A 22,598-nucleotide genomic window follows, 5' to 3' on the forward strand; every position below is an offset into this window, starting at 1 on the left:
AAAGCGCTTAGGGCGCGGCACCTACAGCACCCACCGTGAGCTGGGTGATGTCCGTATTGGAGCAGGCTTCGGACGCAAAGTTGAGTACGAGTGCCTGGGATGCTCCGGGGGCCTGGATGGAGTAGCCGGTCGCCGCGACGCTCTGGCAACGATCCGCGTAGAGTCCGGCGCGTGTTTCACGCAGGATGGCGGTGAGAGACTCACCGGTGGCTAGTACCCCTCCTGAGGATGACAAGTCGGTGGCGTTTGCGGCGCTTGCACCAATTTGTTGGCCAGCAGAATTCACGTAGTGAACGGCGGGGTAGCCTCCGATAGAGCAGGGGGCGGAGCCGGTGTTAGTGAAGGTGAGGTTGATATATCGTGAGCCTGCGGCACCTCCACCGGGGGCTACGGCCGCCTCAATGTAGAGTTGGTCGTAGTCGCATACGGCAACGCCTGCCATAGAGCTGGGAGCCTGCCCTGCGGCCCCTGTTGGTTGATCAGCAGGGCTGGGAGTGGGGCTGGGTTCAACAGTGATAACGGTTCCCGTAGGGACGGGTTCGGGGCTATCTGAGACGCTGGGTGTCGGGGCCGCGGCTGTCTGAGTTGGGGAGCTCGTTGCTGTGGGGCTTGGGCTGGTGGAGGTTGCTGTTTGGGAAGTCGCCACCGCGGAGGCACTTGTGCCTTCCGAAGTCTCTGCTGGTTGGCTCGGCTTATTGGAGCCACAACCGGTAAGGGCCAGCAGGAGGCTCAGGGCAGCAAGGGGGATAAGGGGTTTGGGGGTTTTCATGCCATTTACATTCCTGGTTGCAGGGTAACGTGTGCCCCGTCCATTCCTTGGGAGTATTCCGTCTGGCAGCTGAGGCGAGAGCACTCGTTGGCGATGTCATCGATCATATCGAGCAGGTCTTCTTCGGCTTCTTCGCGTTCGCCCGATGCGGCAAAGTGCTCGGGATCGATAAAGGCGTGACAGGTGGCGCATGAGGCATTGCCGCCGCAGGTAGCAAGTACCGGGAAGCCGGCTGCTAGGACAGCGTCGAGCATGCTCTGGTGGGGCTCCCAGGTCACGTCTTTGGTGGTACCGTTTTCATCGGTGACCGTGATGTTTACGCTCATATCTTCTCCTGTGCTGATGCGGCAGTGAGGCCGTCTGGCCTTCTTGTCTTCCCCTATTTTATGGGATAGGCAAGAGCAAGCCCGTTTTTGTGGTGAAAACTACCCCACGGTCATGGGGTTCTGCGGCCTCTTGAGGTAACCGCAATAAAAAAACCGGCCCCACAAGGAGGCCGGTTTCTGGTGTGCGCCCGAAGGGATTCGAACCCCCAACCTTCTGATCCGTAGTCAGATGCTCTATCCGTTGAGCTACAGGCGCATTGTGCCTTGGCTGACTATCTCTAGCCCGTCTTGGCAACAGGTAATACTCTACGCAGGTTTTTGGAGGTGTGCAAATCGAAAGCGCGTGACACTGCTCTCACTTATGGTGGGTGCCCTGTCTGCTCAGTTTGGTCTCAGCCTGGTTAAGGCCACCGGGGGCGCTCCGGGGCTGATGTGGCTGTATTGTGCCATGCCCAAATGATTTTTAGGTTTTGCTACGGGGGTGTGAGGAAGATCGGAGCGAAATATTTGTACTAATTCTGACAAAAGACCTATATCTGGGTAGGCTAGACGTACACGATGAAGTGAAAGTGCACCGCACAACGCGTTTATTCATTGCTAATGAGTGGCGCGTTTTTCTGTTTTCGCTCTGCCGGCGGCACAGAAAATGGGTGGGCACCTGCTTCCGGTACAGAGAGGTACCGGGGGAACCGATACATAAGGGGAAGCGTCAGTGACTGACATTTCAATCGACAATTTAATTGCACAGGCTCCTACCAACTACGAGGAATTACTTGCTTGGGTCGCTGAGGTTGCTCAGCTTACCCAGCCCCATGATATTTACTGGGCTGATGGCTCACAGGAAGAATACGACCGGCTGGCCGCTGAACTGGTTGAGGCCGGTACCCTCCGCAAGCTCAGTGATCATGAGTTCCCTAACTCTTACGTTGCTTTTTCGGATCCCGATGATGTGGCCCGTGTTGAAGAGCGTACCTTTATCTGCTCACAGACCCAGGATGGTGCTGGGCCGACCAACAACTGGCAGGACCCAGCTCAGATGCGAGCGACTCTGACCGATCTCTTTAAGGGTTCCATGCGGGGCCGTACCATGTACGTGATTCCCTTTGTGATGGGTTCACTCGATGCGACCACTCCTAAGTTCGGTGTCGAAATTACCGACTCTGCCTATGTGGTTGTTTCTATGCGGATTATGGCCACTATCGGTTCCGATGTTCTTACCAAGATGTCCGAGACCAAGGCTTTCTTTGTGAAGGCACTGCATTCGGTGGGCGCTCCGCTTGAACCCGGCCAGCAGGATGTTCCCTGGCCCTGTAACCCCGAGAAGTACATTGTGCAGTTCCCCGAAGACCGTGAAATCTGGTCCTATGGGTCCGGTTACGGTGGCAATGCCCTGCTGGGTAAGAAGTGCTACGCACTCCGTATCGCTTCAGCAATTGGCCGCGATGAAGGTTGGATGGCAGAGCACATGCTGGTGCTCAAAGTAACCAACCCTGAGGGGCGTAGCAAGTTCATATCCGCGGCCTTCCCCTCAGCCTGCGGTAAGACCAACTTTGCCATGATGGATCCCACCATTGAAGGCTGGAAAACCGAGATGGTTGGCGATGACATCGCCTGGATCGAGTTCCGCGATGGCAGGCCCTACGTGGTGAACCCCGAGGCAGGCCTGTTTGGTGTCGCCCCCGGCACCGGCTGGTCCACCAACCCCAATGCAATGCGGGCAATTGCTCGGGGTAACACCATCTTCACCAATGTTGCCCTCACCGATGACAACTCTGTGTGGTGGGAGGGTAAGACCGATGAGGTCCCCGATCATCTGATTGACTGGCAGGGCAAGGACTGGACCCCTGATTCAGGGCGTCCGGCGGCTCACCCCAACTCACGTTTCTGCACCCCCATCGCCCAGGCTGACACTCTGGCCGAAGAATACTATGCACCCGATGGTGTACCGCTGTCAGCCATGATTTTTGGTGGCCGCCGCAAGACCACTATCCCGCTAGTTTCCGAGGCCACAAGCTGGGAGCAGGGTGTCTTCCGTGGCGTGACCCTCTCTTCAGAAACCACCGCCGCCGCCAAGGGCCAGGTGGGCCTTGTGCGCCGTGACCCCATGGCTATGCTTCCCTTCATCGGCTACAACGCCGGCGACTACATCCAGCACTGGATTGATCTGGGTAAGAAGCACGGCCAAGAGAACATGCCCAAGATCTACTACGTCAACTGGTTCCGCCGCACCCCCGATGGCGGGTTCGCCTGGCCCGGATTTGGTGAGAACAGCCGCGTGGTCAAGTGGATTTTCGACCGTTTGGACGGCACCGCTGGTGGCCAGGAAACCTTCTTGGGCCTTGTCCCGACACCAGCGGACCTGGACCTGACTGGTCTTGAATTGAGTGAGGAAGAACTAACCGCTGCTCTTACCGTTAGCCGCGAAGAATGGGAAGAAGAACTGCCCGGTATTGACGAATGGCTGGCATTCTTAGGGGATAGAGTCCCCGCCGAAGTGCATGCTCAACGCCAGGCCCTAGCTACTGAGCTAGGCAAGTAACCCCCCCGCGGTTTCATATGTGAGCCCTTGAATTGATAAGGGTGTAGCTCATCTCAAAGTAGCCCGCAAGAGCCTAGCTCTTGCGGGCTACTTTTCTTTGTGCAGGATTAACACCTAGACGCCCCTAAATTGGGGGAGGAAGCTACCTTATATATTCTGTAGAATGCTATAAGAATGGCTGAAGACTGTACTGTATAGCCCTGTGCCCTCCCGAACAAAAACTGCCGGTTAGCCACCGGCGAGGTGAGTTGCGTAGCGGTGAGCGAGCTACTGCTTGCTTGTGTGGAAGGAATACAAGAGTGGGAAATTTGCTGAGCGTTAAAGAACTCACCAAGAACCACGAGCACCTCCGCGCCCTCAAGGGCGTTAACCTGGAGGTTGCCGCCGGTGAAATCGTAGGTCTTCTCGGTGAGAACGGCGCAGGCAAGTCGACGTTACTGTCCATCCTGGGGGGCTGGGACAGCCCCACAGGTGGCACCATTACCCTAGATGGTAAGAGCTACACCCCAAAGAATCCCGAAGAAGCCTTGGTGGCCGGTGTAGGCTCTATCCGCCAAAAATTTACTGTGGATTCTGAGCTGACCGTTGCCCAGGCAATCTTCCGCTCCACCCAGTATGCCGACGATGCTGAGGACGCTCTGGTAGCTCGCGCCCAAGAACTACTCTCCGAAATTGGTCTTGCTGTTGACCCCCGCGCCAAGATGGGAGATCTGGTGCGTGCAGAGCAGGCCCTGGTTGAAGTCGTCCGCATGGAGGCCGAAGAGACCCGCCTAGTCCTCATGGATGAAGTTGCCGCAACCTTCAACGACTTTGAAATCTACCAGCTTCATGAGGTGACCCGTAAGCTGGCAGCTGAGGGCCGCGCAATTATCTACATCACCCACCGTATCGATGAGATCCGCTCCCTGGCTCACCGTGCAGTGATTCTTTCTGAAGGCACCATTAGCACTGAAATTAACCCAGGTGCCATGACTACCGAGCAAATCGCCTTCAAGATGTTCAACCGCGAAATCGAGATGGGCGGTCGCCCCGATGACTTCGCTGGCCAAGACGCCAAGCTCATCGTCGAGAATCTCACCAGCTCCAAGGGCTCCCTAAATAAGGTGTCCTTCTCGGTTGACCGGGGTGAAATCTTTGGTCTGACAGGGCTACGCCGCTCCGGTATTAACGAGGTTGCTGCCGCCCTAGTCGGTGTTGACGAAACCGCCACTTTCGGCACTCTCAAAGTCAACGGGCAGGAGGTCACCATTAGCTCACCCGGTGACTCTGCAGCACTCGGTATCGGCTACCTCTCCGATAACGATGACGAACTGGGCCTTGCCAACGAACGCTCTATTGCAAAGATCCTGATGGAAAGCGCAGGCCTTAAAGAACGACCAGAAGGCTTCTTGCACGAAGTATCCGCCTTACGGGAGGTCGCTGAACAGGTTCAGAAGCTCCGCATCAAAACCACTAACATCCAGGGCCAACTGGGTAAGCTCTCTGGCGGTGATCAGCAGAAAGTCGCCCTCGCCCAATGGATTACTACCGACTGTGAAATCCTGATTCTCAACCACCCTACTCGTGGCATTGATATGGGTTCTAAGAGTGAAATTTACAAGATGCTCATGGAGCTGACCGAAAAGGGGACCTCTATTATCCTCATTGGGTCAGACATGTCAGAACTTATCGGCCTGTGCCACCGCATTGCTGTGATGCGCTCCGGTGAAGTCGTTTCGGTCCAGCAGAATAAGGTAGCCACCGAAGACACCCTCATGGGCGAAGCCCTGGGGGAGGATCTGGTCTAGAGAGCTCGACCATAACTGAAAACAGGAGGGCTCCCGGCTCATCATAGCCGGGAGCCCTCCTGATTTAGGCTGGTGTGCTTTGGGGGATGAGGCCCAGCTTACAAGGAAATCCTTGAAGCGATGGCATTGAGTTTGTGGCGTGCTAGAGCCAGGTTGGCAGTGTTGCGCTCAAGCACCAGGTAGACGAAAAGACCTGATGTTTCTGAAGTGTTAAGAACGTTGATCAGGTGGTACTGGGAGGAAAGAGTGATCATAATGTCCTCAATGTTCCCCTTGACATCAAGGTCAGCCATGGTCTTGAGCTTAGCCCGAACAACATTTGAGTTACCGGCAGCAGCTACCGTGAGGTCAAAACCAGGGGAACCACCAGCGGCAAGAGCCATACCCGATGAAATATCGACAAGAGCGGCACCGGTAGCGCCTTCAATGGAGAGCAATTCCTGAATGGAGGCATCAAGCTGTGACAAGATAATTCCTTTATCTATGTACCTGCCAGAAGAACACGACATCAATGGAGGAGTGCACCAGCAGGAGGCGGTATGGACGCAAGCACCTACCCGCACCCTTGGCGTATGTGCGATGAAAAGGGTTGCGCCCTCGAGTTTTTACTTACCTATCATACTACTTTGCCACTCTCACACACCCCCAACATGTGCAGGAAACCCGGCTAAAGTAGAGTTCAAGCGCCAGAAGTCGGCTGATGACAGCCTGGCTTGAAACCTGAAACCATATAGCTGAAACTTAAGGTTGAAGCAATAATCGCCCCATCACTATGTCTAAGGAGCTGGACCTTGTGCGCCTCACTGCCTTTTCAGATGTTTCCCTGCGCGTACTGATGCTACTTTCTGGGCTGGACGGTCACCAAATCTCAACCCAGAAAATTGCTGAGGGTGTAGGAACCCCCTATAACCACGTTGCCAAATCTGTAGCCTTCCTGGCAAATATGGGTCTGCTCGAATCAACCAGAGGCCGCACCGGCGGCATCCGCCTCTCCGAAAAAGGCGCTTGTGCAACCGTCGGGCAGGTCCTCCGTGCCACCGAGGGCGACATACCTATGGTCGAATGTGAAGGCGAAACACATACTTGCCCCATGCGTAATTCCTGCTCCTTGCGCGTAATCCTAGCTAACGCTCGTGAAGAGTTCTTCAAGATTCTCGATCCGGTCGTTATTTCTGAGCTACCCAACGAAGCCCAGATGGGCCCGGTTTTCCTTGAACTCGGACTTGGCCCCCTTGGCTCCGCCAGAAAAACCACGGCCGGTAGCTTAAACTAACAAAAGCACTAAACTAACAAAAGCACCGAGGCCGCTGTCGGTTTTAAAACCGGCAGCGGCCTTTCCAATCCCTAATACTGGTATGAAGTATGCTAAATTGAAAGTGGTTTATCAACAACCTGTCACTAAGGAGCACTCATGCTATCTGCCAAATCCCGCCCCATCATCGAGGCAACCCTCCCCGTCATCGCCGAACGCATCAACGACATCACCCCCGACTTCTACCGCCGCATGTTCGCCGCCCGCCCCGACCTCATGGACGGCATGTTCTCACGCTCATCCCAACTCGAAGGCACCCAGCCCAAAGCACTAGCAGGCTCCATCGCAGTCTTCGCCTCCTACATCCTGGCCAACCCCGACAGCTACCCCGACGAAGTCCTCTCTCGCGTAGCCCACAAACACGCCTCACTGGGCCTGCGCGAAGAAGAATACCCCACCGTCTACAAGTACCTCTTCGAAGCCATCGCCGCCAACCTAGGCGACATCCTCACCCCCGAAATCGCAGAAGCCTGGACCGAAGTCTACTGGCTCATGGCCGACGCCCTCATCAAACTTGAAAAAGGCCTCTACGCCTCACAGGCCAATGAGGTCATGTTCGCCCCCTTCCGCCTCCTAGAGCGCAAAGAAACCGGCGAGAACGTCATCGACTTCACCTTCGAAGCCGCCAACGCCGTAGCCATGACCGACGCCGTAGCAGGCCAGTACGTCTCCATCGTCACCAAAGCAAAAGATGGCCTCCGCCAGGCCCGCCAGTTCACCCTGCTCCCCTCCCAGAAGAACCAGCGCCGCGTAGCCATCAAACTCGACACCGCAGGCGAAATGACCCCCATCCTGCACGAACTCGCAGTCGGCGACATCGTCGAGGTCTCCAACCCCTACGGCGACGTCACCCTGGGCGCTTTTGGCGATGACGCAACCAAACCCCTCTACCTCTTCTCCGCCGGTATCGGTGTAACCCCCATGATCGCCTTCCTCTCCGAACTCGCCGCCAGCGGCTCAGAGCGCGAAGTCGTCGTAGTTCACGCCGACCGCTCAACCGCTACCTGGCCCCTACGCGAGGAGATGGCCAGTTATGTTGAGAAACTCAAGAACGCCCGCCTGATTTCCTTCCTCGAAACCGCCGGTGAAGGCGACTACGAAGGTCGCGTTGATATCTCCAAGCTGGAGGTACCCGCCAACGCCTCCGCCTACCTGTGCGGCCCGTTGCCCTTCATGCAGGGTGTACGCTCACAGCTGGTTGAAGCGGGTGTACCCGGCCAGCAGATCCAGTACGAGATCTTCGGCCCCGACCAGTGGATGCTCCACGACCAGGCCCGCGCCTAACCCTTCGGCCCAGGCCCGCGCCTAACGGTTAAAGATAGAGCGCGGTGAACCTACCTTCGCCTGCTGACCCTCTCAGGTGCTCGCGCTGGGGCGCTCGCCCCTGATTCACGCCAGCCCCGAGCCAGCAGGCTCCCGGTAGGTTCACCGCGCTTCTGTATGGGTTGGGGTTAGCCCGTGTACGGCACTTTCGCCTGCTGACCCTCTCAGGTGCTCGCGCTGGGGCGCTTGCCCCTGATTCACGCCAGCCCCGAGCCAGCAGGCTCCCGGTAGGTTCACCGCGCTTCTACATCTTCATACAAAAGCGCCCGCCCTGTTTCCTAGCCCCGCAGATGAAGCGACTAGAATTTAGCTAGACTTTATAAAGAATTTTTATAGAATTGAATAAGAAGTTAGGCTAAAGTTAGAAAGGTAGAGCCGGGATCTGGCCAAGGAAGCTATTTAGGGGAGATCGATTATGCCCACCAGAGCGCAGGAAGCGTTTGAACGATTCGGAGCTGTTCTTGACCAGGAAGCTGGACGGTACGGTATTGAGAATCTAGAGGCCTTGCCAGGGGATTACTATCTGGCCGAGATTGACGGTGACAGGGTTGCCGTAGCATCTACCTACCGGACCATCAAAACTGGGTCATCACAGATCTCGATTTCAAACAAAAAGGTCGAGGGCCTGCTGGAGGTAGCGGAGGATTACAAGGCAACTCCAGTCCTTGGCTATTACGTTGAAGACAATGGTCGAGGAGCAAAGGACTTAGTTCTGATTAAACTTGCTTTCTTCTCGGAAGAAAGCAAGAGGCTTGGGCCAGGGCGGGTCTTCAACTACACATTGTCAGGAGGATATTACTACGGACACGAAGCATTCCGTTCCCTCGATCTGGAAGCATACCGAGACTTTCTTTACTGCGCGGTCCGCTTCTCAACTACTGACAAGCCCGAAGTAAGGTACGTTTAGCCGCGAGGAAATAAAACAATAGCTCCGGGGGTATATCCTCTATTTCAGGACAGTCGACCGTTCCGGAGCTCTCACCTATACCCTAGCAGGTGTATCAATGAAGTCAAGAAGAAAATATCAGCTGAGTGATTTAGAGCGCTGGTTTTCGGCACCGCGTATGTCACGCTTCAAGAGCTCTGACAAGGCTGAAGACCTTTATGTGTGGAATACTCGAGTTGCGAAGGCGCTCCTTGAAGATATTCAACACATAGAGGTCTTGCTTCGCACCACAATCGATAGGGCCATGAGCGCCGAAAATGGCGACGACTGGATAGTTGATATCTCTTACTTTGACTCAAACTATAGAGGTCGTGGTAGGGTCTCAAACGGTCATGACGCAAGCTATACGAGAAATGTTTATAAAGCGATTCAGCGTTCTGGTCAGCCCTATTCCACCGCCACAAAGGGAAGAATCATCGCTGAATTGTCTTTCGATCATTGGCGCTTCTTACTGACTGCGTCTAAGGAACCCACTGCTTGGATGTACATCAAACGACATTTGCCGGACTACACTGTAGGCGGCAAGCCTCGTCAGGATTTTGAAAATGCCGTGATATATGCGTTGTATCTGAGAAACCGGCTATCACATCATGAACCTGTCACGCGAAGAACACTGCGCGAAGAGTACCTGTATCTTCGTGAAGCTACCCAGAAACTGAATCAGTTAGCTCAGTGGCTTGATGCTGATGCTGCTGTGTGGATCCGGTCTCACTCACGAGTCCAAAAACTATGGAGAAGCCGGCCAAGGGATGAATTGCGAGATGCACTATGGCTGCGTAAACATCCTCTGTATTGAGGCATAAAGCCATAGTTATACTGACTTTTAAAGAGCAGATAAGTCGTAGGCAGACCCATCAGATAAAAGCGCCCGCCCTGTTTCCTAGCCTCTCGGCTAGAAAACAGGGCGGGCGCTCTTTGCCTTCAGAAAAAGCAGGAGGTTCCTTAGCCCTCGCGCACAATCTTCAAAATAGTGTCACGCACACGCTCCATCGTGGCCACATCGGGAGCCTCAAGATTCAGACGCAGGAAAGGCTCAGTGTTTGAGGGGCGCAGGTTAGCCCACCAGCCCTCAGTCTTATGCTCAAAAGTGGTACCGTCCATATCAGAAACCTCAACGGTATCACCAAAGTGAGCGGCAACGCGGGCAACAGCACCAGCCTTGTCCTCAATCTCAGAGTTAATCTCCCCGGAGGCAACGTAGGGAGCGTACTTCTCAGCCAGCTCGCTCAGCGGAACCTCAACCTCACCCAGCGCCGCCAGAACATGCAGAGCAGCCAGCATACCGGTGTCAGCGTTGAAGAAGTCCTTGAAATAGTAGTGAGCCGAATGCTCGCCACCAAAAACACCCTTTTCATCTGCCATAACAGCCTTGATGAAAGAGTGACCCACACGGGTCTTAATGGCACGGCCACCCAGCTTCTCAACCAGCTCAGGCACAGCCTTAGACGTAATCAGGTTGTAAATAATGACCGGGTTATCGTTACCTTCAGCCTGGGCACGCTTAATCTCGCGCTCAGCAACCAGTGCGGTAATAGCCGAAGGCGTGACAGGCTCACCCTTCTCATCAATCACGAAGCAACGGTCAGCATCGCCATCGAAAGCCAAACCAATGTCAGCACCGTGCTCCACAACAGCCTTCTGCAAATCCACCAGGTTAGCGGGCTCCAGCGGATTAGCGGGATGATTGGGGAAGGTGCCGTCCAACTCAAAGTAGAGGGGAAGGATTTCCAAGGGCAGGCCAGGCAGAATGGTATCACCCAAAACAGCGGGAGTAGTCAAACCGCCCATACCGTTACCGGCATCGACAACAACCTTGAGCTTACGGATACCCGAAAGATCCACCAGATTGCGCAGGTACTCGGCATAAGCCTGAAGCACGTCCTTCTCAGAGACGGTACCGGTAGCCTCAACAGCGGGGATAGCGCCCTCATCCAGGTACTTCTGGGCCAGGTCACGAATATCGTACAAGCCGGTTTCAGAAGAAAGCGGAACAGCGCCCGCCTTGGACATCTTCATACCGTTGTACTCAGCGGGGTTATGCGAAGCAGTAAAGGTAACGCCAGCGGCATTCTCAATGCCACAGGCAAAATAGAGCTCGTCAGTAGAAATCAGGCCAATATTAATGACATGAGCGCCTCGAGCGGTTACCCCCTCGGCAAAAGCCTGCATGAACTCGGAGCCGGAGGGCCGCATATCCGCGCCCACCAGCACATTCTGACCAGCTAAATCGAGAACGTCCACGAAAGCGGCACCGGTCGCACGAACGGTCTCAGCGGTAATGGTTTCACCTACGATACCGCGAACATCGTAGGCCTTAAAAGATGCGGTTAAATCAATAGTATTCACAAGAGCCAAGTTTACGGGGCGCCAGCGGCTTTAGACAGTTTCCATGCGAATTTGTCGGGGATTTATGGCAATAAACACCAGCAATTTAGATAATAATTTTATGCCTATGGCACCTAAGGCATGGTTGTATGGTGTACATGGCTGAACTTTTTTCTCTTGCTAACCCGATTCAGAATTATGCCTGGGGTTCATACGAGACCTTAGCTCTCATGCGCGGGGCCCCAGCCCCCACCGAACAACCCGAAGCAGAGCTCTGGGTAGGTGCCCACCCCGCAGCTCCCTCCGTAGCACACGTAGACGGCGGCACCTACACCCTTGACGCACTGGTTGCAGAGCAGCCCAACCGCTTCCTCAACTCCCAGCGCACCAATGACGTCTTCCCCTTCCTCTTCAAAATTCTGGCTATTGAATCGCCTCTTTCCATCCAGGTGCACCCCACCGACGAGCAGGCCCAAGCAGGCTTTGCCGACGAGAACGCCCGTGGCATACCCCTGAACGATCCGGCACGCAACTACAAGGACACCTTCTCCAAACCTGAAACCGTCATTGCCCTCTCAGAGATGCGCATCCTAACCGGCGTGCGCAAGTTCTCTGAGCTCTCGGCTATCGCCGAGCATTTCAAGCTCCGCTGGCTGGCTGGCGCCTTAGATGCCTCCAAGACCCCCAAACAGCTTCTCACCGCAATTATCCGAATGTCACCGCAAGCCTCCGCCACCGCCCTTGAGCAAACCCTTGCAGCAGCCCGCAGCTGGGCACAAAAGAACGGAGCCGTGGACGGGCGCGAATCACTGGCCGCTGGCGTAGCCGAACTAGTCAACCTCATTGACTCTAAATACCCCGGCGACCGCGGCCTGCTGGTTGCCCTGGTCATGAACCTGGTCTACCTGGCACCGGGTGAATCGGTCTATACCCCCGACGGGCAGGTGCACGCTTACATCTCCGGCACCGCCATCGAACTCATGAACCCCTCCGATAACGTCATGCGCGCAGGGCTAACCCCCAAACACCTTGACGAGGAAGAACTCATCAAGATTCTGGGGGAGCGACAAGACGCACCGGTCATTCAGCGCCCAACCCCCACCAGCGACGGCACCGCAGAATACTCCATGTGGGACAAACGCCTCAGCATCACCCACCTGGTCCTTGAGCAAGGTCAAGAAATTGAACTCCCCCTTAGCGGTGTTGCGATCGCCCTGTGCACCGCTGGTACCATGGTGGTTCGCGATGACGATAAGACCTTCACCCTAGGCGGAACCCAAGCAGTGATGTACACAGGAGAATCCGCTACCCTAAGCCTTAGCGGCCAGGGCCAGCTCTACATCGCCTGTCAGAGAGCATCATAGGTCAGGTCCCCTCCAAAGGGCCCCCTCGAAGCCTGGGCAAGGACAACCTGACGCCCCAGCCGGTGGCTAACCAGCTAAAAACCAGTACCTTAAGGAAACGATGAAAATTATTTTAACTGTGACCGGCCTAGACCACGAGGGCATCATCGCCGGTGTGACAGGCAAGCTCGCTGAACGCAAAGTCAACATTGAAAACCTCTCCCAGACCCTCATGCAGGGTTACTTCACCATGATTCTGCAGGGCAGCTTCGATGAGACCAGCCAGTCCATCACCGAGCTGCAAGAAGCCATGAAACCGGTTGAAGAAGCTCAGCGCGTTCAGATTCGTATTCAGTCTGATGCGATCTTCCAAGCCATGCACAACCTCTAGGAGCTACCGCACCATGTTCCGCTCCGATAATATTCTTGAAACCCTACAGATGATCGAGGAAGACAAACTCGATATTCGCACAGTCACCATGGGCATCTCACTGCTGGACTGCGCTGACTCCAGGGGCGCTATTGCTCGCCAGAAAATCTACGACAAAATTACCTCCCGCGCCGCCCGCCTGGTTGAAGTCGCTGAAGGCATTGAGGCTGAGCTCGGTATCCCCATCATCAATAAGCGCATCTCCGTCACCCCTATCGCTCTGGTTGCCGGCGCCTCCGACGACGAGGACTATGTAGAGTTCGCAAAAACCCTGGACGCTGCGGCTAAAGCCGTGGGGGTGAACTTCATCGGCGGTTTTACTGCCCTGGTTGATAAGGGCTCCACCCCCGCTGATGAAAAGCTCATGCGTTCTATCCCACGTGCCCTCAACGAGACTGACGTGGTCTGTGCCTCTGTCAATATTGGGTCTTCCCGCGCCGGAATCAACATGAGCGCGGTCAAAACCATGGGCGAGGTTATCCGCCAAACAGCCGAGGGCTCGGCAGAAGCCCACGGCTTTGGTTGTTCTAAACTGGTTGTCTTTGCCAACGCCGTATCCGATAACCCCTTCATGGCCGGTGCTTTCCACGGCGTGCAGGAAGCTGACGCTGTGATCTCTGTGGGTGTTTCGGGCCCTGGCGTGATTAAACGTGCCCTGGAAAAGGTGCGCGGTGAATCCTTTGATTCCTGCGCTGAGGCCATTAAAAAGGCAGCCTTCAAAATAACCCGCATGGGCCAGCTGGTTGGCACCTTAGCCGCTGACCGCCTGGGTGTTGACTTCGGCATCGTAGACCTTTCCCTGGCTCCCACTGCTGAGGTTGGCGACTCCGTAGCGCACGTGCTCGAAGAGATGGGCCTGGAATCCGTGGGAACCCACGGAACCGTTGCCGCCCTGGCCCTACTCAACGATGCCGTCAAGAAGGGCGGGCTCATGGCCTGCTCCCATGTGGGTGGACTTTCTGGCTCCTTTATCCCCATCTCTGAGGACATCGGCATGATTGATGCCGCCGCAGCCGGGAAAATCACCCTGGATAAACTCGAAGCTATGACCGCCATCTGCTCGGTCGGCCTGGACATGGTCGCTATCCCCGGTGATACCACCGCAGCTACCATCTCAGCCATGATTGCCGATGAGGCAGCTATTGGCGTGATGAACCACAAGACCACCGCTGTGCGAGTTATCCCCGCAATCGGTCTTGAGGTGGGCCAGATGGTCGAGTTCGGTGGCCTGCTCGGTCGTGCACCGGTCATGCCCGCCCACCCCGAATCCGCTGAGGCTTTCGTGGCTCGTGGTGGGCGGATCCCGTCCCCGGTTCACGGCTTCCGTAACTAAAGACAAAAACAGAAGGGGCCGGCCAGTTACGCACTGACCGGTCCCTTCCGCTTTAAGAGAGCTAAGAGCTGCGGGGCTCAACCCAGTTAGCGCCCACTAACACAGAGCAGGCACCTAGAAGCTGGGGAAAAGCTCCAAGGTTTGCAGGCCGTTAGAACCCAAAGAACCGTCCGCGAGGGCTTTCTTGCCTGCAGGGTCAGGGTAAACACGGCTGAGTAAGGCAAAGTAGGCGGCATCACGCACGCCATCGAGTTGCCCCTTGTTGCTCTCATAGTAGGGGAAGCTAGCGGGGTTGTTAGTCCACCGGGCAGCTACACCGTAGGCCTGCTCCAGCTTCTTGCCGCCGGGGGTGGCCCAGGCAGGCAGGCCCAGATCAACAAAGATCTTAGCTGCGTGGCTGGCAGGGAGTAGAGCATAGTGCGTGTAGGCAATTCCCTTCTTGCCCTTATCGGGGCCCCCATGCCAGTTAGAGGTTGCACTGCGATCGCGTTCCAGGGGCATCTCGCCCTTGTCATCAACACCTTTAATGAGCAGTGTTTCCCAACGGTCCTTAGCCTGCTGAAGCAGAACCTTATCGCCCAGGTAACCGGCTACGCAGGCCTCCGTCAGCACCCCCCAGAAACCGTGGTTATTATCCCTGTCAGAGGTGGAATGAGGCAGAACCAGGTTACGGAGGAAGTCTTTGAAGGTTGCGTTATCCCATTGGCCGCATACCTGAGCCCAGTAGGCTGCCAGAATCATGTGCGCTGAGTTGAAATTCAAGTCAGCCTCCCCCTGGCGAGTGCTTACCGCGGTGAGGGTGCTGGCCCAGGCATCAATAATCTGGAGTGCCTTGAGCGCATACTCCGTTTCCCGAGTGATGCGGTAGCGGATAGCTAGGCGGTAGGCTACGCGGACATCACGGCTAAAAATGGCACCACTTTTAGGGCTGGTGTTAACACCGTTCGCGTCATAGTGAGGTGCAGGTGCCAGGTCTGCTACCGGGCTAGGCTGATAAGACAATTCACGGGCGCAACGGTTCAAGAAAGTAGCCAGCTTGTCCTGGTTCTGGCGCAGGTAGGCGAAGTCCTTTTCGTGGACCAAGATGCTGGGGTTGGCTTTAATAATCCGGTCAGGATTGATAGCGTAGCTTGCCTGTGCTGGGTCTTGGACCAGGGTTGTTCCTAGTCCTGCTAGGGCCACAGAGCTTAAGAGGCCGCTGAGGGCTTGACGCCGAGAAGCGTACATACTAAATCTCCTCCTAGTGAGGGGTTGAGGGGTAGACCTAAGCTGATATTTCTAGGGCAGTCTTATTTGGTGTAGAGCTTGATATTGTCAATGGTTGCCGAACCCTCGTAATAGTTCAGGTGCGGGATACCAATGACAAAGTTATCCGGGTAAGCCGATCCCTCAGGCCACATATCCTTATCAAAGCTACCGAAGGGGCCCTCAAAGGTGAGAGTCTGGTTCAGAGAACCATCGTACTCATCAGCGGTCTGGTTGTAGTGCCAGATGGAGTGCTGTCCGTCCTGATCTACGAAGGGGCGCTCATTGCGGATCGTGGTGTGGCCGATGTAGCGGAAATTGCCGGTCAGCTCGGTGACGTAGCTGTCCTTGGTGCGCTCAATAGCAATGGTGTAGGTTTCTTGAGGCATCAGTTCAGGCTCAAGCTCAGCGGTAGCAACAATCGTTGCACCGGGAACATCACCAACACGCAGGCCACAGGGAGTGGGCATGACGAACTGGTTGTAGGCGAAGCTCGGGTCACGGAAGCTGTTGCCGTCAAAGAAGATTTGGTTGATACCGTTTGCCTTTGAGAGGCTATAGGGGTATACCTCCTGGGTGGCGGGGTTGCAGACAGAATAGTTCTTAGCCCATGAGGCATCAACAGAGTAGGTATCCATGCCTACCTTGCGGTGGCTGTGGATGAAGATGTTGTTGTGGGGAGCCGGGTGGGCGTAGTCCATGATAGAGAGCAGATAGTAGCCGTTCTCCTTGGTCACATCGCCCCAGGGTGCGGCGCAGGGGTCAACGGTGTCTGAACTACCCTGAGAGTAGTCACCACGGCGAACCCAGGGGAAGTTAGTCTTGCACTCACCGGGGGTGTAGCCGTTGTACTTGCCGTCGTAGTTCCAGGTCTCTTCGCCGTCAACGGTACGCTTGCCACCGAAATCAACGGTCTTAAGTTCGTACTCAATGCGGTATTCGCTGGGTAGGGTGTCGGTGCCGGTAAGGACCAGGCCGCTATTCCAGGCGGGAACCTTCAGAACTCCTTCCCCGTCCTGGCTTGTCAGAGAGGGCTCTGCATCGGGAATCCCGTCCTTGTTGAGGTCCTGGGCAGCTAATTCTAGGGTCAGCCAACCGTCCTGGCCGAAAGTAAGACGCTTACGCATGATGTTCATGCTGTCCAGGGCACGGTCGAAGGACTTGCCCCCCAAAATGCTGTAATAAACACCGTCATCGGAGAACTCATCAACGTACCAGGGGCTTTCGGCGCCCAACGGATCAACTATCCAGGGCTCTGCCGAGAGGGAAATATCATCATCAAACTGTTCTTGATACTTAAGAACCCAGTCTTGACCTGCCTGGTCCCCTGTACCGGCAGAAGAGCTAACACTGGGGGAGGGAGTTGGCTGGGGGGACCCGGTTTCGCTAGGTTCTGCAGTTGCGGTGGGTTGTTCCGTTGAGCTGGGGCTAGCACTGGGGCTAGGGCTTGCTGTTGCGGTGGGTTGCGCTGTTGAACTGGAGCTGCTCGTCGCTGAGGGGCTAGCAGAAGCGCTTGCTGTGGGCTGACCGGGCTGGCCTGGGGCTGTTGAACAAGCTGCCAGGCTGAGGGTGACTAGACCCAGGGTTAAGGCCCTGTATTTGCTGGAGGTAAACTTCATTGTTTATGTCCTTAGATATAAAAGGTGCCTGACTCAGAGTAAAGCTCCGAGTCAGGCACTGCTCATTAGTTAAGGTAGAAGATCTTGTCCTGGTTTTCAGACATGTGCTTCTTGTTCCACTCGGCACCACCATCGAGGTTGGCCGCGAGGAAGACTGGGGCGCTGATTCCGCGAGCCAAGAGCTGCTCTATGATACCTGCGGACAGGGAGTGCAGAATCGCGGTCGAGGTGACACCCGAAGCAGGGGTGAACTTCTGGGGGACACCTTCGAGGGAAAGTACGGCGTCGCCGGCATCGACCTGGTTGTCGATGAGGATATCTGCGTGATCCTTGAGCTTGGTCTTATCGGGAACACGAGAGGTAACGGCGTCGGTGTACTTGGAGGAGGTCAGACCTACCACGAAGATGCCGCGGGCACGGGCTTCACGAGCCAGCTCGACCGGGAGTGCGTTACGGCCAGAGACCGAAACAACAATGAGAACATCGCCCTCGCGCAGGGGTGAGTTGTTGAGGACGACTTCGGCGTAGCCGGGCATCTGTTCCATCTGGGAGCCCAGGGTGGTGGGGCGGGTGGTCAGTGCTTCAACGCCGGGTGCGTAGAGGGGGTTGATGAGCATGAGGCCACCGGCGCGGTAGACGATGTCCTGGACCGGCAGGCTGGAGTGTGAAGCACCGAAAGCAAAGATACGGGCACCCTTTGCGACGCGGTCAGCGATCTCTGATGCTGCCTTTTCGATGGTAGGTACTTCTTCTTCACGAATCTTTTCAAGCAGGGAGATGATTTGCTGGTAGTAGCTATCCAAGAGCTGTGACATGATTCAGAATCCTTTGATTGATGCTGGTAGAAAATTGTTGTTCCCCGCCCGACCGGTAAGACCGGGCGGGGTAGCGGTGCGAGAGCAACCAAGTTTTTAGGCTACGAGGCCCAGGAGCTGGCCGATCCAGTGGATGATGATGCCGGGGACAACAGCATCGGGAACGGTGAAGCCCAGGCCGGAGGCGCCGAGAGCTTCCAGGTCGCCAAAGGCCTGGCTGTAGAAGGCGAAGGAGATCAGGATCCAGCCCAGGAAGCCCCAGAGGAAACCGCCAATCCAGGCTGCAAGACGGCCACCGGTTGAGTTAGCAAAAATCGCTGCGGTACCGGAAGCGAAGAAGGCCACGATCATGGAGGGGATGGGGACCGGCCAACCCAGGGAGACACAGAGCGCCATACCAGCGATTTGACCGATGAGACCGGAAATCAGACCGATGAGCAGAGCGTTGGGTGCGAAGGCAAAGAGAACAGGTACATCCAGTGCGGGAATCGCGTTGGGAATAACCTTCTGGGAGATACCTTCAAAGGCAGGAACGATTTCCCCGATGAGCATACGAACACCGTAGAGCAGAATCAGCATACCTGCGGTGAACTGCATAGCCATCATGAAAGCGAAGAGGATCCAGTTTTGACCGTTGGAGATACCACCGTTTTCGGTGGTCGCTTCGAAGGCTTCTACGCCACCTACGGAAACAGCTGTGATAGCTGTGCCGATGGAGACAATGAGCATGACCAGGGTGGTAGAGACAGCTACGTCGCGGAAGAAGGAGAGCTTCTCGGGGAGTTTGATGTCCTCGGTTGACTTCTCCTTGTTGCCAATGACCATGCCCAGGTAGCCAGCTAGTACGTTGAGCAGGGTCTGGCCGTGTGCGAAACCAACGTCGTTACCACCGGTGATACGGCGGACGAAGGGCTGGGCGATGGCGGGAGCCAGGGTCATGTAGAAGCCGTCAATGATAGAGGCGATGGCAACAGTCCAGAAGGGGCCCAGACCCAGCTGGTAGATGGCGATGGTGAAAGCACCAGCGTGCACCCAGATCATGTGGCCGGTCAGGTAGACGTAGTGCCAGGGGGTGAAGCGGGCTAGCAGGAGGTGAACGATGTAACCAAAGAGCATGGTTAGGCCAATTTGTGAGCCTAGAGCTGCTACAGGTCCAGCCTGAACGGCCGAGACCACGGCTTCATCGAAGGTAACGAAGGTGGTGATGTTCCCCGCGGGGAAGGCCATCTTGAACATGTCCTGGATGGGGCCGAGACCCTGAATCAGGACGGTAACGCCGCCACCGATAATCAGTAGCGAGAGTGCGGTCTTAATAGTGCCGGTAACAATCTCGTCGGCGCTCTTCTTCTGGGCGAGCAAACCGATAAAGGCGATAAAACCTACGATAATAGCTGGGATCTGAACCAGCTGTATCAAGAAGGAAAGGACGGAATCCATGGTGGTTTACCTTATGTATCTAAGGGGTGCTGTTAGGCACCGGCTTGGAAGTCTTTGACAGCTGCTAGAACCTTGGTCTTAACCTCGTTCTTGTCGATGAGATTGTCAATGAGAACGACCTTGGCCTTGGTGCCTTCGACGTTTTTTGCCATTCCGGTGGTGGTCACAACGATGTCTGAGGGCTGGGACTTGAAGGAGCCCAGGTCAATAGCCTGAACTTTAGCTTCGATACCTTCGGCGCTGAGCAGGGTGCGTACCTGCCCGGCCAGCATCATGGAGGTTCCGAGGCCCATGCCACATACGGTTGCAATTGAAATCATTGTTCTTTTCCTTACTATTTGGTGGTGAACACGCGCATAAGCTCATCGTCATTGCGGGCCTGGCGTGCTTTTTCAATACGGTCTTGGTCAGCTAGGACAGCTGCAAGTTCTTGGATCTTTTCCATGTGCCCGTCGGTGCTTGTTGAGGCAAACGAGATGAGGAAATCGACGGGATCGTTCTTCTCGCTACCGAACTCTACGGGGGTGGAGAGGGTGACGACCGCTGTGCCAGACTTGAGCACGCCGCTGGTTGCCTTAGCGTGCGGCATGGCAATGCCGGGAACAAAGACCATGTAGGGCCCAAAGTCCAGGACGCCCTGAATCATAGCCTGAGTGTATTCTTCGGTGGCTATTCCGGCCTGCTCGTAGAGGCTGCCAACTAGCTGGATAGCTTCTTTCCAGTCTTTGGCCTCTCGTTGGGCTGAGACGAGATCGGGAGTAAAGCTCATGGGATTGTCTCCTCGGTAACGGACCTATCTACACATCCCATCATAGTGAGCGAATTTGCGTGATGTAAACATTTTGACTGATTTTTTTGAGAAAAAATCAAACTTGATCATGGGACCTAGTGAAGGATGTGCAGGGGGCCCTGGCCCCTGAAAAAGGGTGGTTTTGACTCAAAAGTAAGAACCGAACCCTCCCTATTAAGTATCTTGAGTGTCGTCCGCCTCAGTTTTTGCCTTTGGGTAGGGTGCTGGGTGCTCGCTTTTCTTTTAAGTTGCCTTCAGGTCTGGACAGCAAAAGGAGTCATGTGTAATCATAAATATTGAGCGAAAATGATTGCTAATGGGCAGTTGCTCACCAGAACTACAGACGCTCCGGAAGGGAAAAACACCATGTCTCTAGCAGGCGCTTTTATGAAAGAAGAACTTGAAAGCCAGCCCCTCATGTGGGAGCAGGCACTGGGCTTGGACACCGCCGTCCTTCCCCAGCCCGGCCTGAAGGTAGCAGCTATTGGCTGCGGCACCTCCTGGTTCATGGCTCAGGCCTACGCCGCTCTGCGCGAAAATGCTGGCCAGGGCATCACCGATGCCTTCACCGCAACCGAGGTCCCCACCGGTCGTGACTTTGACGAATACCTCATCATCTGCCGCTCCGGTACCACCACCGAAATCGTTGACTTCATGAAGAGCGTCAAAGGCACCAAGCCCATCACCGTCCTGGTCGGTGTACCTGACTCACCCGTAGCAGAACTTGCTGACCGCCTTGTTGACCTCTCCTTCGCTGACGAGAAGTCCGTTGTCCAGACCCGCTTCGCTACCACCGCTCTCATGTTCCTGCGGAGCTCCATCGACTCAGAAGAAGTATGCCGTGCCGCTATCGAAGATTGCCGCGCTGCACTGAGCGAACCTCTTGCCCCTGAACTGATTAACGCTGAACAGTACTCCTTCTTGGGCACCGGTTGGACCGCAGCGCTGGCTACTGAAGCCGCGCTCAAGATGCGCGAATCCTCCCAGAAGTGGACCGAGTCCTACAACTCCATGGAGTACCGCCACGGTCCCATCTCCATCGCAGCACCCGGCCGCGTCACCTGGCAGTTCGGCCTTGCACCCGAGGGGCTGCGCGAGCAGGTAGAAGCAACCGGCGCTTACTTCGAGGATCGTGACCTTGACCCCCTGGCTGACCTTGCTCGCCAGCACCGCGTAGCTCTTGAAACTGCCTTGGCTAACGGACTAAACCCCGATGAACCCCGCAACCTAACCCGTTCAGTCATTCTGAACTAAGCAGTAGGGAAAGGGGAGAGGTACCATTATGGCCGGTGCACGAGTCATTACACTGACGCTCAATCCAGCTCTCGATATCACGGTGAGCATAGACCAGCTCACCCCGGAGAGCACCCTTCGGATCCCTCATGCCCAGCGCAGATTGGGCGGTAAGGGGCTTAACGTTGCAAACGTAGCCGCCGAGCAGGGCTACCCTGCTCTGGCTCTTGCGCCCCTGAACGAGCTATCGCTCGCTGAGCTCAAGGCCCGAGTTGCCGCTTCGAGCCCCGGGGTGTGCCCCCTACACGAGCAGGTACAGCTCCTTCAGGCCTCTACCCCCGTTCCCCTGCGGAGCACCTATGCCCTGGTGGAAACGGAAAGTTCCACGACCACCATCATCAACGAGTCAGGCCAGGAGCACCCCGCAGAGGTCTACCGGGAACTCCTGAAGCACCTGGCAGACTCCCTGGCTCAGTACCCCGGTAGCGTGGTCACACTCTCTGGCTCCTTCCCTCCCCGGAGCCCCGAAGGACTTATCTCTGATATCGCTCGTACCTGCCAGGAGGCCGGTGCCGCTTTCATCGTGGATACTTCCGGCCCCTACCTACTGGAAGCCGCCCGCGCCGGTGTCACCTACCTCAAGCCCAATCGAGCTGAACTGGTAGAAGCAACCGGTGAGCAAGACCTCTACCGGGGTGTCGCCCGCCTACAGGAGCTGGGTGCCCAGCAAATCATTGTCTCCTGCGGCCCTGACGGCCTCTACGCTTTCGGGCAAGAGCAGGGAGTCAAAGCGCGTCTTGCTCACCCCCTTGAAGGTAACCCCACCGGGGCAGGCGATGCCCTCGTAGCAGCCCTTGCTACCTCACTTCTTGATGAACTCAGCCTAGAAGACCTGCTTATCCGTGCAGTGAGCTGGTCTGCCTCCGCTGTTACCCAACCCCTCGCCGGCTCTATTGGTAGCGCCTGGTCTTCACTGGCCGAAAAGGTCATCGTTGAAGATGTCACCTACCCGTCGGCGTCCTAGCA

At 55.9% G+C, this 22,598-nt stretch carries 21 protein-coding genes and 1 tRNA gene; 11 read left to right on the forward strand and 11 right to left on the reverse strand.

Features of this window, described 5'->3' with window-relative positions; translation table 11 throughout:
* Positions 1-7 precede the first annotated feature (7 nt).
* The 3 genes from ACN082_RS08335 to ACN082_RS08345 form a co-directional block, all read right to left on the reverse strand.
* Entirely contained in the window at positions 8-769 is a 762-nt protein-coding gene (locus ACN082_RS08335; RefSeq protein WP_419100398.1) for a DUF4232 domain-containing protein, read from the reverse strand.
* A gap of 5 nt (positions 770-774) precedes the next feature.
* On the reverse strand, positions 775-1,095 hold the full coding sequence (locus tag ACN082_RS08340; RefSeq protein ID WP_419100399.1) for a 2Fe-2S iron-sulfur cluster-binding protein: 321 nt from the start codon (positions 1,093-1,095) through the stop codon (positions 775-777).
* A 183-nt stretch (positions 1,096-1,278) separates the two neighbouring features.
* Positions 1,279-1,351, reverse strand: a tRNA-Arg gene (locus ACN082_RS08345).
* Positions 1,352-1,807: 456 nt separating this feature from the next.
* On the opposite strand from ACN082_RS08345, the gene ACN082_RS08350 reads away from it, so the two are divergent.
* The gene (locus ACN082_RS08350; protein WP_419100400.1) at positions 1,808-3,634 is read left to right on the forward strand and encodes a phosphoenolpyruvate carboxykinase (GTP); all 1,827 of its coding nucleotides are present in this window, start codon (positions 1,808-1,810) and stop codon (positions 3,632-3,634) included.
* A gap of 299 nt (positions 3,635-3,933) precedes the next feature.
* Positions 3,934-5,421, forward strand: coding sequence for a sugar ABC transporter ATP-binding protein (locus tag ACN082_RS08355; RefSeq protein ID WP_419100401.1), 1,488 nt, complete (start codon positions 3,934-3,936; stop codon positions 5,419-5,421).
* Between the two features lie 98 nt (positions 5,422-5,519).
* Here the strand turns inward: ACN082_RS08355 and ACN082_RS08360 are convergent, their stop codons facing one another.
* Positions 5,520-5,888 (reverse strand): hypothetical protein, encoded by a 369-nt coding sequence (locus ACN082_RS08360; RefSeq protein WP_419100402.1) that lies wholly within the window; start codon positions 5,886-5,888, stop codon positions 5,520-5,522.
* Positions 5,889-6,214: 326 nt separating this feature from the next.
* Here ACN082_RS08360 and ACN082_RS08365 point away from each other — a divergent pair, with 326 nt between their 5' ends.
* From ACN082_RS08365 to ACN082_RS08380, 4 genes are all read left to right on the forward strand, one after another.
* Entirely contained in the window at positions 6,215-6,694 is a 480-nt protein-coding gene (locus ACN082_RS08365) for an RrF2 family transcriptional regulator (protein WP_419100403.1), read from the forward strand.
* A 138-nt stretch (positions 6,695-6,832) separates the two neighbouring features.
* Positions 6,833-8,017: an FAD-binding oxidoreductase gene (locus ACN082_RS08370; protein WP_419100404.1), complete on the forward strand. Its 1,185-nt coding sequence runs from the start codon at positions 6,833-6,835 to the stop codon at positions 8,015-8,017.
* 454 nt (positions 8,018-8,471) lie between these two features.
* A complete protein-coding gene (locus ACN082_RS08375) occupies positions 8,472-8,963 on the forward strand; it encodes a hypothetical protein (protein ID WP_419100405.1) in 492 nt (163 codons plus the stop codon).
* Between the two features lie 97 nt (positions 8,964-9,060).
* Positions 9,061-9,798, forward strand: a complete 738-nt coding sequence (locus ACN082_RS08380) for an Abi family protein (protein WP_419100406.1) — start codon at positions 9,061-9,063, stop codon at positions 9,796-9,798.
* 146 nt (positions 9,799-9,944) lie between these two features.
* Here the strand turns inward: ACN082_RS08380 and ACN082_RS08385 are convergent, their stop codons facing one another.
* Positions 9,945-11,348, reverse strand: coding sequence for a phosphomannomutase/phosphoglucomutase (locus tag ACN082_RS08385; RefSeq protein ID WP_419100407.1), 1,404 nt, complete (start codon positions 11,346-11,348; stop codon positions 9,945-9,947).
* A gap of 137 nt (positions 11,349-11,485) precedes the next feature.
* On the opposite strand from ACN082_RS08385, the gene manA reads away from it, so the two are divergent.
* The 3 genes from manA (at position 11,486) to ACN082_RS08400 (ending at position 14,433) form a co-directional block, all read left to right on the forward strand.
* Positions 11,486-12,691, forward strand: a complete 1,206-nt coding sequence (manA, locus tag ACN082_RS08390) for a mannose-6-phosphate isomerase, class I (protein ID WP_419100408.1) — start codon at positions 11,486-11,488, stop codon at positions 12,689-12,691.
* Positions 12,692-12,791: 100 nt separating this feature from the next.
* On the forward strand, positions 12,792-13,061 hold the full coding sequence (locus ACN082_RS08395) for an ACT domain-containing protein (RefSeq protein WP_419100409.1): 270 nt from the start codon (positions 12,792-12,794) through the stop codon (positions 13,059-13,061).
* 13 nt (positions 13,062-13,074) lie between these two features.
* Positions 13,075-14,433: a PFL family protein gene (locus ACN082_RS08400; RefSeq protein ID WP_419100410.1), complete on the forward strand. Its 1,359-nt coding sequence runs from the start codon at positions 13,075-13,077 to the stop codon at positions 14,431-14,433.
* A 114-nt stretch (positions 14,434-14,547) separates the two neighbouring features.
* Here the strand turns inward: ACN082_RS08400 and ACN082_RS08405 are convergent, their stop codons facing one another.
* The 6 genes from ACN082_RS08405 to ACN082_RS08430 form a co-directional block, all read right to left on the reverse strand.
* Positions 14,548-15,660, reverse strand: a complete 1,113-nt coding sequence (locus tag ACN082_RS08405; protein ID WP_419100411.1) for an alginate lyase family protein — start codon at positions 15,658-15,660, stop codon at positions 14,548-14,550.
* 62 nt (positions 15,661-15,722) lie between these two features.
* Positions 15,723-17,297, reverse strand: coding sequence for a hypothetical protein (locus tag ACN082_RS08410; RefSeq protein ID WP_419100412.1), 1,575 nt, complete (start codon positions 17,295-17,297; stop codon positions 15,723-15,725).
* Positions 17,298-17,362: 65 nt separating this feature from the next.
* Positions 17,363-18,112 (reverse strand): sugar isomerase domain-containing protein, encoded by a 750-nt coding sequence (locus tag ACN082_RS08415; protein ID WP_419100413.1) that lies wholly within the window; start codon positions 18,110-18,112, stop codon positions 17,363-17,365.
* A 96-nt stretch (positions 18,113-18,208) separates the two neighbouring features.
* Positions 18,209-19,549, reverse strand: coding sequence for a PTS ascorbate transporter subunit IIC (locus ACN082_RS08420; RefSeq protein ID WP_419100414.1), 1,341 nt, complete (start codon positions 19,547-19,549; stop codon positions 18,209-18,211).
* Between the two features lie 32 nt (positions 19,550-19,581).
* Positions 19,582-19,869, reverse strand: coding sequence for a PTS sugar transporter subunit IIB (locus ACN082_RS08425; RefSeq protein WP_419100415.1), 288 nt, complete (start codon positions 19,867-19,869; stop codon positions 19,582-19,584).
* A 14-nt stretch (positions 19,870-19,883) separates the two neighbouring features.
* Positions 19,884-20,318 (reverse strand): PTS sugar transporter subunit IIA, encoded by a 435-nt coding sequence (locus ACN082_RS08430; protein WP_419100416.1) that lies wholly within the window; start codon positions 20,316-20,318, stop codon positions 19,884-19,886.
* A gap of 387 nt (positions 20,319-20,705) precedes the next feature.
* On the opposite strand from ACN082_RS08430, the gene ACN082_RS08435 reads away from it, so the two are divergent.
* Both ACN082_RS08435 and ACN082_RS08440 read left to right on the forward strand, forming a co-directional pair.
* Positions 20,706-21,593: an SIS domain-containing protein gene (locus tag ACN082_RS08435; RefSeq protein ID WP_419100417.1), complete on the forward strand. Its 888-nt coding sequence runs from the start codon at positions 20,706-20,708 to the stop codon at positions 21,591-21,593.
* Between the two features lie 28 nt (positions 21,594-21,621).
* The gene (locus tag ACN082_RS08440; protein ID WP_419100418.1) at positions 21,622-22,596 is read left to right on the forward strand and encodes a 1-phosphofructokinase family hexose kinase; all 975 of its coding nucleotides are present in this window, start codon (positions 21,622-21,624) and stop codon (positions 22,594-22,596) included.
* The last annotated feature ends 2 nt before the right edge of the window (positions 22,597-22,598 follow it).

Source organism: Rothia sp. CCM 9417, from assembly GCF_048513575.1.
In the GTDB taxonomy this organism is placed as follows: Bacteria; Actinomycetota; Actinomycetes; order Actinomycetales; family Micrococcaceae; genus Rothia.